This window comes from Rubrivirga marina, from assembly GCF_002283365.1.
Classification (GTDB): Bacteria; Bacteroidota; Rhodothermia; order Rhodothermales; family Rubricoccaceae; genus Rubrivirga; species Rubrivirga marina.
On record NZ_MQWD01000001.1, the window covers coordinates 3,273,387 to 3,281,279 of the forward strand.

Genomic DNA, 7,893 nt, shown 5'->3' on the forward strand with positions numbered 1-7,893 from the left:
GCACGACCTGCCATGGGCTCCCGGACGCGTGCGTCCCGTCGATCGGCTCCGCCCGCCTCGCCGTCGAGGCCGGGCGGGCCGGTGTCCGAGCGAGGCGACCGGGCAGGCGCTAGCGGAGGACGAACCGGAGCGCGAGCGCGCCGATCCCCACCTGCATCGCGCCCAGCGCGACCGCCGAGTACCGGTCCAGCCGGAGCGCCTCCGACCGGAGCGCCTCGTCCCCGAAGTCGGCAGTGCCCTCGGTCCGGTAGCGGTCGTCGACGGCGTCCGCGCGGAACTTGTAGTGGACGGCGACCGCGCCCGCCGCCAGCGAGGCGGCGCCGATGCCGAAGTCGACGAGCGTCCGCCGGAGCGTCGAGCGTTGGGTCGGGAGGAGCGCGGCCTCGGGGACGGTGTCGTCGCCGAGCGGGAGCACGAGCGTGACCGCCTGGGCATCCGGTTCGACGGTCTGGCGCACGGACTCGTAGCCGTCGAGCGACGCCACGAGGACGATGGGGGCCGCGCCGTCGGTCTCGAGCGTGAGCGGGGAAACCCCGAGCGTGTCCCGCCCGCTGGCGGTCTCCCGGACGACCACGGCACGGATCGGCAGCGTCTCGACGCGAAGCCGGAGCGGCAGCGCGAGTGCGACCGTCACGGAGTCGCCGTCGGCCAGCGTCACGGCCCGCTCTGCGCGGCGCGGATTCCACGCATCCAGGTCGTCGACGAGGGCGACGACCCGCTCGCCCGGCGCGACGCCGATCCAGGCCCCCGCCTCCCCCTCGCGCTGGCCGTCGACGACGACCTCCCCCTCGGGGGCGTCGACGCGGACGTGCGCCGTCTGTGCGGCGACCGGCACCGCGAGGACGAGCGCGAGCAGAACGGCGAGCCGGCTCACGGGGCCGTGTGGAAGGCGACCACGTGCCGCGGCTCCACGAGCGCGACGAGGAGCCCGCCTCCCACCGCCAGCGCGCTCTTGACGCGCCCCCGGAGCTCGGTCGACCACTCCTCCCCCCCCGTTGCTCCGTCGATGACGACGAGCCGCTTGTCGAGTGTCCCGACCGCGACGCGATCGCCGATCCACACGGGCGCGGCGGTGACGCTCCCCTCGCCGCGGTACCGCCACTGCTCGGCACCGGTCGCGACGTCGATCCCCCGCACGGTCCCGTCGCTGAAGCCGACCGCGAGGACGTCGCCCCCGATGGCCGCCGTCGACACGCGGAGGGCCTGCTCATCCTGAATCGACCACACGGCACTCCCGGTCTCCGCGTCGAGGCGGACCACGCCGCCGCGCGTCGTGGAGACGTAGACGGCGCCGTCGGCGACGGCGGGCGCCGCATACACGGGTCCGCCCGCCTCGGCGCGCCAGCGCTCCGTCCCGGTGGCGCCGTCGATTCGGACGACGCGGCCCCGGTCATCGGCCACGAGCACGTCGCCACCGAGGCGGACCGGGGCGGACTGATACTGGGCCGTCCCCGAGGTCGGGCGCTCCCACGCGACGGCGCCGTCATCGGCCGTCAGCGCGACGACGCGACCGTCGAGCGTCGTCAGAACCACGGTCGACTCCAGGCGGACCACGCCGCCCTGGATCCCACCGTCGAGCCACCGCCAGACGCGGCGTCCGCGGCGCACGTCGTAGGCGACCACGCCGCCGTCCTGCTCCGCCGTGGGCACGTAGATCGTCTCACCGTCGGGGGAGACCGCCAGTTGCCCCTCGACGCTGTCGCCAAACTCCCCCGTCCCCTCGATCCGTCCCGACTCCCGGTCGATGACCACGACCTCGCCATTCCGTGTCCCGACGACCACGTACCGATCGGTCACCTGCGCGGGCGACGGACCGAACGCGCCGTCGGCGTCCCGTTCCCAGAGTAGGTCGAGCGGGAGCGTGGGCGCCGTCGCGTTCGGGTCGCCGAGCGTCTCGCCGAGTTGGATCGTCGAGCACCCCGCGAGCGCGACCAGGAGCAGGAGGGCGACCGGGCGCATCAGAAGTCGTAGCCGAAGAAGAACTGCCCGAACGGCGTCCGCTCCGACCAGTCGAAGCCGTCGGTGAAGCGGTAGCCCACGTCGTAGCGGAGCACGATCGCACCGAGGAGGCTTGTCCGTACGCCGACTCCGACCGAGCCCTTCGTCGTGCCGACGAGGAGTTCCTCGTCCGGGCCGAGGAGCGAGTAGTCGGGGTCCCGGAAGACGTCGTTGTAGCCGTCGGTCCAGTTGTGCGCCGCGTCGACGAAGGCCGCGCCCCGGAGGCCGGCGATGATCGGGAAGAGCGGCGGCCGGCGCAGGATCGGGAAGCGGAGCTCGTGGGTCGTGAACCACATCTTCGAGCCGCGGACGCGCAGGAACGGGAAGCCGCGCAGCGACCACGACCCGCCGAGCAGGTTGAGACGCGCCCGGCGCCCCACGTTCGCTCGGACGAGCCCCCACGACGCGAACGTCACCTCGTCCGAGATCCGGACGTAATTGCGGACGTCGGCGCCGAGCGAGTAGTAGCTCTCATTCGACAGCCAGAGGTCGGTGGTGTAGCCGACGCTGAGGTTCGCGCGGAACCCCTGGACCGGTCCCCAGGCACTGTAGAGCGCGTGGTCCTCGACGAGCGTCAGCGAATTGGACAGCGTCGCGGTGCGGAGCGTGTCGAACGACGTCCCGCCCGTCGCAGCCCGGAGCAGGCCCGTCTTCTGCCCCACCGCGAACGACGTCTCGACGTCGAACCGGCGGAAGTACGATAGCGGGTAGCTCACGAGGCCGAGCACCCCCACCCGCTGCTCGTACGACGGGATCCGCGAGGCCTGGTCCGGGTCGGTCCGGTCGTAGCGGGGGCCGGCGAGGCGGAAGGCGCCATACCCGACGTTGGCGCGGCGGCCGAGGTGGAGCCGCGTGACCGCCACGTTGAGCCCGTCGAGGAACGACCGGCCGCCCTGGATCGAGTTGGAGGAGTAGGCCGTGACGTAGATCCGCTCGTTGCCGAGCATGTCGGAGAACGCGATCGTCGCGCCGCCGGCCTGCGCGCTGGCCGTCGTCGTCGTGGCGAAGCCGCCCTGGGCGATGTCGAGCTGGTAGCTCGTCGAGTACGGCTCGCCGGGGTCGCCCTCGACGTCGTAGCGGGCGTAGTCCCAGGGCGCGGCGATCGGCGCCGTGCCGCCCTCCACGATCTGCTCCGGCGCCGCTGCGAGCGAGTCGAGGTCCAGGGCGCGGACCGTGAACCGGAAGTCCTCGAACGCCGCGAACACGAGCGCGTCCTCGCCAGCCCAGTAGGGGTCGAACGCGGCGCTGGCGAACCGCGTGAGCTGGCGGAGCTCGACGCCGGGCTCGTCCGCCTCGGGAGGGCCGCCGAGGTCGTCGGGGTCGGCGCCGCCGGGGACGGCCGGGGGCGCCGGCCGGTCGTCGGCGAGGAGGCGGGGCGTGCCGAGGTCGGCGAGCCAGAGGTCCTGGGCGCTGTACTTGCCGTCGGCCTCGCGGCGCGCGCTGGCGAAGGCGAGGCGCCGGCCGTCGGGGCTCCACCGCGGCGAGAGGTCGACCTGCGGGCCGGCCGTGACGTGCCGGATGGCGCCCGTCTCGAGGTCGAACGTGAACAGGTTCTGCGCGCCCTCCCGCCCCCACGCGGTCCGGTCCGACGAGAACGCGACCGTCCGCCCGTCCGGGCTGAGGTCCGGGCCGCTGTCGTTGTAGACGTCGTTCGTGAGCTGGCGGAGCGCGCCCACGTCGCGGTCGTAGAGGTAGAGATCCGCCTGCCCGCCGCGGTCGATGCCCGAGAACACGACGCGCCGCCCGCCCTCGCTCACGGTCGGCGAGTAGATCGCCACCAGCTCGTCGAAGCCGAGCATCGCCAGCCGCTCGTCCGTCTTCAGGTCCACGAGGTGGACCACGTCGGTCGCGCCCCGCTTCGACACCACGGCGAGGACGCCGTCCTCGCTCACGTCGAGGCGGCTCTCGAACAGGTGGAACGCCTCGAAGTCGAGCGTCCGCCCGGCCCGGAGCACCGTGCGCGGCTCCCCGGTCGGCTCGAGGTCGTCGTCGACGCGTTGGGCGAGCACGGCCGAGTAGCTCCCGCGGTTCGAGTAGAACAGTACCTCGCGGACGCCGTCGGGCCGCACCCACGAAATCGGCTTCGCGTTGAACCCGCGCGCGCCGATGGGCTCCGTCGTGAGCGACGCCACGTCGGCGCCGACGAGCTTCGGCGTGTACTGCGCGCGGATCCACGCCTCCCACCGATCGGAGACGGCGTAGCCGTCCTCCCCGAGGACGACCTCGATGACGTGGTCGAAATCCGTGCTCCGCCACGTCTCATCGATCAGGTCGAGCAGGCGCTCTTCCCCGTAGGTCTCGGCCACGAATCGGCAGAACGCCTCACCCTCCTTGTACATCACGTACGAGCCCGAAATCCGGTCCATGTCGTGGAGCGGCACGAAGAAGTTCGAGGCGACGGCGTCGCGCAGGATCATCTCGTGCTGGAAGTCGGGCTCGCCGCTCCAGTACTCCGCGAGGCCCTCCGTGAACCACAGCGGCAGGAACTGGTCGGTCGGCCGGCGGTGGTCGCGGAGGACGCGAGACAGCTTGTTGTAGGTGAACACGTGGACCAGCTCGTGGCGGATCACGCGCTGGAACCGCCCGAGGTCGCCGTCGGCCGGGATCACGACGCGGCCCTTGAGGAACTCAAAGAAGCCGCCGACGCCGTCGGGGATGAACCCGGGCGTGACGTTCGTCTGCTTGAAGTGGAGGTTCGAGGCGTAGAAGATGAGCGGGACGCGGTGCGTCAGCGAGAGGTCGAAGCGCGTCTCGAGCACCTCGTACCAGTCCTCCGCCGTCTCGGCGCCGATCGCCGCGAGGTCCTCCGCCTCGGGGTAGTAGTAGACGTCGAAGTGCTCGGTCTCGAGCACGTGCCAGTCGAATCCGTCGTACTGGATCTTATTCCGCCCGAACGCCTGCGCCTGCGCGGACGGCGCCAGCGCTGCCGCCAGCCCGACGAGGGCGGCGGCCGCGCAGAGGAGTCGGAGTCCGCCCGGAAGGTGTCGTGTCATGGTGGGGTGCCGCGCCTGCGGCCCCGCACGCTAGGCACGCGGGCGGGCGCGCGCAAGGGCAGATCGCCCGACCTGGCCGTCGGACAGGCTCTGGTTGTACCCCCAGCCATCGCGGTGCCCGGCGAGCCCCGACCGCCGCGGACGCCGAACAGAACGGGCTTCAGAGCGCGCACCACTCCCGATCGCAGCGGTCTCCGGGGACCGGCCGCGCCTCAGCGGCGGTAACCATGGGCCCGACGGCGAGCAGACCGAGGCGGTCTCTGTCGACGTGAAGGAGTCACCGAGTCGATCGGCATCTCGCGTCGGGCCAGGCTCGCTCGCGCGTCCCTACGCCAGCTGCTTCTTCAGGGACTGGATCGTCTCGACCGGCGTGGGGTCGACGCCCTTGAGCATCGCGAGCCAGAACGAGGCCGCGTCGCCGAGCTGGACGAGGCCGAGCGCGCGGTCGAGGCGGGAGTCCCCGCCGGACGCGATCTCGAGCCAGCCGCCGATCCGGGGCTCGATCAGCTCTCGGGTGGCGGCGAACCGCTTGAGCACCTGGGCGTGGTCGTCCTCGTCCTTCAGCGCGACGACCCGCATCCGCGAGAGGATCTCTTCCGGGCCGGACTCGAACCCCATGATTTCGTTGTGGTCGAGTTCAGGGAGCACGTTGCCGACGGCCGGGTGCTTCGCGTTCTCGTGGATCTGTGTCCGCCACCGGAGCCCGACCGGCTCCAGCAGCCCCGTGCCGGTGTAGACCACGGGCAGCGCCCCGTCGAACGCCGCGGCGAGCGCGCGGGCCGGGTTCGACGCGTCGTCCTCGTCGTGGCGCGTGGCCCGCTGGCGGGCCGCGAGGAGCGCAGTCGCCATCTCGGCGTCGGAGAGCTCCGCCAGCCCGAGCGTCTGCGCGAGGCGGAGCACGACGCCGAGCGAGAAGCCGAGCGCCGCGCGCGGCTGGAGGCCGCCCGGGATGAGGACGTGGTCGAGGCCGTCCGCCTCGGCGATTCCCTGGAGGGTCCCGCCGGACGTGATCGCGAGGCGGCGGGCGCCCCGCGCTCTGGCGTCGGCGAACGCGGCGAGCGTCTCCTCCGTCCCGCCCGAGTAGCTGGAGGCGATCACGAGCGTCCGCTCCCCCACCCAGCCCGGCAGCGCGTAGCCCCGGTTGACCACGAACGGGAGCGGCGACGTCGGCTCGACGATGCCACGCACGAGGTCACCGCCGATGGCGGAGCCGCCCATCCCGCACAGGACGATCCCGTCGAGGTCCGACGGGTCGAGCTCGAAGTCGTCGGCGGCGCCGCCGCGGCGCCAGCCCTCGGCGAGGTGCTCGGGGAAGGCGCGGACGGCGCCGCGCATGTCGCCGGGGTCGAGATCGGCGTCGTAGAGGGTGTCGGCCATCAGGCGGTGTGGGATCGGGGGTGGGTCAGTCGGCCGGTTCGTCGGCCATCCGGTCGGCGATGCGACGGGCGAGGCCGCCGTCGGGCTCGTCGAGGCCGAGGAGCTCGGCGAGGTCCTGGTTGTGGCAGGCGAGGAAGTAGTCGAGCAGGCGGCGGACCGCATCGGCGTCGGGCTGGCGGAGCGCGCGGCGCGCGAGGTCCTCCGCCTCGTCCATCGTGAACGCCCGAACGACGCGCTTGACGAGCGTGAGGTAGGCCGGCGACGCGCTGAGCGTGTCGACGCCGAGGCCGACGAGGAGCGGCGTCACGCGCGGATCCGCGGCGACCTCGCCGCACACGGAGACCGGGATGCCCGCCACCTTCGCCGCCTCGATCGTCTGCGCGATGAGGCCGAGCACGGCCGGGTGGAGCTCGCGGTAGAGGTCTGCGACGAGGTCGTTGCCGCGGTCGACCGCGAGCGTGAACTGTGTCAGGTCGTTCGTCCCGATCGAAAAGAAATCGACGTTGCGGGCGAACAGGCCTGCCTGGAGGGCCACGGACGGGACCTCGACCATGATGCCGATCGGAATGTCGGGCCGGTGCGGCAGGCCCTCGTCTCCTAGCTCGGCGCAGACGGCGCGGAACGCGCGGCGGAACGCGCGGACCTCCTCGATGCCGGACACCATCGGCAGGAGCACCTTGGGCGGGGCGTCATCGGGCGCGGCGGACGCGGCCCGGAGGACCGCCCGGAGCTGGGGCCGGAGGAGGTCGGGCTTGTCGAGCAGGATCCGCAGGCCTCGCCAGCCGAGAAACGGGTTCGCCTCGCGGCGGGACATCGGGAGCACCTTGTCGCCGCCGAGGTCGAGGAGACGGAACGTCACGGGGTGCGGCGCGGCGGCCACGACGGCGTCACGATACACCTCGTACTGCTGGTCCTCGTCGAGCGCGCGGCCCTGCGTGAGGAACAGCATCTCGGTCCGGAACAGCCCGACGCCCTCGGCGCCGTACTCGTGGAGAAGCGGGAATTCCTCCCGGAACTCGACGTTGGCCTGGAGCCCGACGGCGTGCCCGTCGCGGGTCTCCGACGGCGCCTCGCGCAGCGCGTCGCGGTCGGCCGTGATGACGTCGAACCGGGCCGCTTTGAGCTCGGCCCGCTCCAGCGTCTCGGCGCTCGGGTTGACGATGACCCGACCCGAGAACCCGTCGACGACCAGCATGTCGTCGGGCTGGACGTGCTCGGCGAGCCCGTGAAGGCTCACGACCGCCGGCACGCCGAGCGCGCGGGCCATGATCGAGACGTGGCTCGTCGGCCCGCCGAAGTCGAGGACGACGCCGAGCACGCCCCGACGGCTGAACAGGAGGACGTCGGCCGCGGTCAGGTTCTCGGCCACGACCACCCGGTTCGGGTCGATCCTCGAGACCGCCCTCCCCTGCTGGAGGTTGCGGAGGACGCGGTTCTGGACGTCGAGAAAGTCGGCCGCACGCTCGCGGAGGGCCGCGTTCGGGCTGCCCTCCAGCCGGCGCCGGTGTTCTTGCAGCACGGTCTG

5 protein-coding genes are annotated in these 7,893 nt (G+C 72.6%); all 5 read right to left on the bottom strand.

Going from position 1 to position 7,893, the window contains the following annotated elements:
* Positions 1-109: 109 nt before the first annotated feature.
* Entirely contained in the window at positions 110-874 is a 765-nt protein-coding gene (locus tag BSZ37_RS13850; protein WP_095511119.1) for a hypothetical protein, read from the bottom strand.
* A complete protein-coding gene (locus BSZ37_RS13855) occupies positions 871-1,959 on the bottom strand; it encodes a PQQ-binding-like beta-propeller repeat protein (protein WP_095511120.1) in 1,089 nt (362 codons plus the stop codon). Before BSZ37_RS13855 ends, BSZ37_RS13850 begins: the two co-directional genes overlap by 4 nt.
* Positions 1,959-4,991: a peptidase MA family metallohydrolase gene (locus BSZ37_RS13860; protein WP_095511121.1), complete on the bottom strand. Its 3,033-nt coding sequence runs from the start codon at positions 4,989-4,991 to the stop codon at positions 1,959-1,961. The genes BSZ37_RS13855 and BSZ37_RS13860 overlap by 1 nt, the downstream gene beginning before the upstream one ends.
* A gap of 327 nt (positions 4,992-5,318) precedes the next feature.
* Complete coding sequence (locus BSZ37_RS13865; RefSeq protein WP_095511122.1) at positions 5,319-6,368, bottom strand: bifunctional phosphoglucose/phosphomannose isomerase; 1,050 nt, start codon at positions 6,366-6,368, stop codon at positions 5,319-5,321.
* 25 nt (positions 6,369-6,393) lie between these two features.
* Positions 6,394-7,893, bottom strand: a 1,500-nt coding sequence (ptsP, locus tag BSZ37_RS13870; RefSeq protein ID WP_095511123.1) for a phosphoenolpyruvate--protein phosphotransferase, incomplete at its 5' end; no start/stop codon positions are given.

Coding starts and splice junctions, on each gene's coding strand:
- BSZ37_RS13865 (WP_095511122.1), bottom strand. CDS start 6,368: ATGGCCGACACCCTCTACGACGCCGATCTCGACCCCGGCGACATGCGC.
- BSZ37_RS13855 (WP_095511120.1), bottom strand. CDS start 1,959: ATGCGCCCGGTCGCCCTCCTGCTCCTGGTCGCGCTCGCGGGGTGCTCG.
- BSZ37_RS13860 (WP_095511121.1), bottom strand. CDS start 4,991: ATGACACGACACCTTCCGGGCGGACTCCGACTCCTCTGCGCGGCCGCC.